Below are 1863 nucleotides of genomic sequence, written 5' to 3' on the forward strand. Positions count from 1 at the left end.
CTTGGGTGTTCCGGTGATTTTTGACTTTGGTTTTTGGCGTAAATCAAACCGAGATTCTTTTACAAGCTGGGCATCAAACCTAGGCGTGGACAGCGAAGTTCACTATCTTGATGTTCCGTTTGAGACTTGTAAGGAGAGGGCATTCAGCCGTAACTCGGATCTCAAGGGTAAGTCTTATGAAATGACGCCTGAAATGTTAGATCTGTTTTGGTCTTGGTTTGAGGTTCCAACTTCAAATGAAAATGTTGTTTGGGTTCAACAGGAAGCTCAATAAGGTATGTAGTCAGGCGCGAAGGTGAGTAGCGTTTTTGTTATCTAGCTTGTGTTCTAAGTCTTCCGTTACATTGGGTCTATGAAAGTCTGAGTCGTCCATCGAATAGTAGAGTAACAAGGGCATTTCTCATGCCGTATTTTTGGTAATTAGTTCTTCCTGTCGATTATCGAATTTGTCCTAAACCCACTATTAAGGCAGGGAACCCCAATGAATAGAACGCTATGGTTCGCACTCATTTCGCTTTTGTTTTCAATGACAATGGTATTTTGTACATACAGTTATGGAACAGATAGCCACGTTGAAGTAACCACACTCACTTTAGTATTGTCTGGCCCTCTGATTTTTACCTTTGCGCTTGTTGTCATTTTTTGTGGTGCACCAGTCATTAGCAAGTACAAGTTACTTGGAACCATCGCAATTTGTGTGCATGGATTTACAGCCTCACTGCATGTGCTGTGGAACGGTTTTATGTTTGTCGATGTGATTAATAAACAAGGCTTAGGTCCGGGACAAGGTTATTCTGGTTTGATACTTTGGGTTGGTAGTATCAAGGCGATGCTACTTGGTTTGGTTGTGGGAGTATGCCTGCATTACTTGCTACGATTTTTTAGAAAGGCTGCAGTAAGATAACTGTTGGCTAGTTAGTGGATTGTTCGTTGTCTATAGGAGTTGCCACTGTGTTTTATAGTAAGGAATCCAACAAGGGATTGCTGCTCATCCTTGTTGCGATAAGTGCTTTCATTGTCGTTACCTCGGATAATAACCCCGGGACATTAGTCGCTCACGCCATCAATGGTTTAATTGCTTTGCTCTTTTTCTCCATGACCATTGAGGTCAAAGACAATGTACTAAGTTGGTATTTCGGCTTTGGCTTTTTGCGTAAGAATGTAGAAGTGTCAGACATTACCGAGACATCGTTCTATCAAAGCAAGTGGTATCAAGGTATTGGCATCCGAATGCTGAGCGATGGCTGGTTGTATAATGCATCGATAGGTTCAGCGTTGAAGTTAAGCCTAAGCAATGGAAAGCATGTTTACATTGGTTGTAAGGATACGGACGGTTTAAAGCTGGCCTTGAAAACCGCTAACGAACAGATAACGCAAAAGTGATTTACGAGGCGTGGCACTTTTCGTTTTGAGTTGGACTAATTTTTAAGGCTGTATGCTTTAAGTGAGCTGCATTTTAATATCTCAACAAGTGGATCGGAGGTTCAATGGACCAAGCAATCAAAACACATTTCGACGAGTATCCCGATGATGTTCGAGCTCGGCTTGAAGAGTTGCGTTCATTAATCTTTGAGCTTTGCTCTGATTTGGAACTAGGTGAAGTCGAAGAGTCTCTGAAATGGGGCGAGCCGAGTTACAGCGTTAAGACGGGCAGCCCAATTCGAATCGACTGGAAATTGAAGTCACCAAACAACTATTACTTGTTCTTTAACTGTCAAACGAAGCTAGTCGACACATTCAGAGAATTGCACGATGGCACATTGGTATTTCAAGGTAATCGGGCAATCGTCTTGAACCTAACTGAACCACTTCCCAAAGCACCAATCAAGCAGTGCTTAGAGTTAGCCTTAACTTATCAACAAC

4 protein-coding genes are annotated in these 1863 nt (G+C 42.2%); all 4 read left to right on the plus strand.

Annotated elements, in window-relative coordinates; all coding sequences use genetic code 11:
* Positions 1–274 (plus strand): AAA family ATPase (locus tag AB6D58_RS24290; protein WP_372158780.1); only part of this gene is annotated, 274 nt, incomplete at its 5' end.
* Positions 275–481: 207 nt separating this feature from the next.
* A complete protein-coding gene (locus tag AB6D58_RS24295) occupies positions 482–904 on the plus strand; it encodes a hypothetical protein (RefSeq protein ID WP_136982924.1) in 423 nt (140 codons plus the stop codon).
* Positions 905–930: 26 nt separating this feature from the next.
* Positions 931–1383, plus strand: coding sequence for a hypothetical protein (locus AB6D58_RS24300; RefSeq protein ID WP_136982925.1), 453 nt, complete (start codon positions 931–933; stop codon positions 1381–1383).
* A 104-nt stretch (positions 1384–1487) separates the two neighbouring features.
* Positions 1488–1863, plus strand: a 376-nt coding sequence (locus AB6D58_RS24305) for a DUF1801 domain-containing protein (protein ID WP_372158781.1), incomplete at its 3' end; no start/stop codon positions are given.

Origin of the sequence: Vibrio sp. 10N.239.312.D08 (assembly GCF_041466145.1) — a bacterium.
In the GTDB taxonomy this organism is placed as follows: Bacteria; Pseudomonadota; Gammaproteobacteria; order Enterobacterales; family Vibrionaceae; genus Vibrio; species Vibrio crassostreae_C.

What these genes read in the sequence shown, in the direction of transcription:
- AB6D58_RS24295 (WP_136982924.1), top strand. Translation starts at nt 482, where the DNA reads ATGAATAGAACGCTATGGTTCGCACTCATTTCGCTTTTGTTTTCAATG.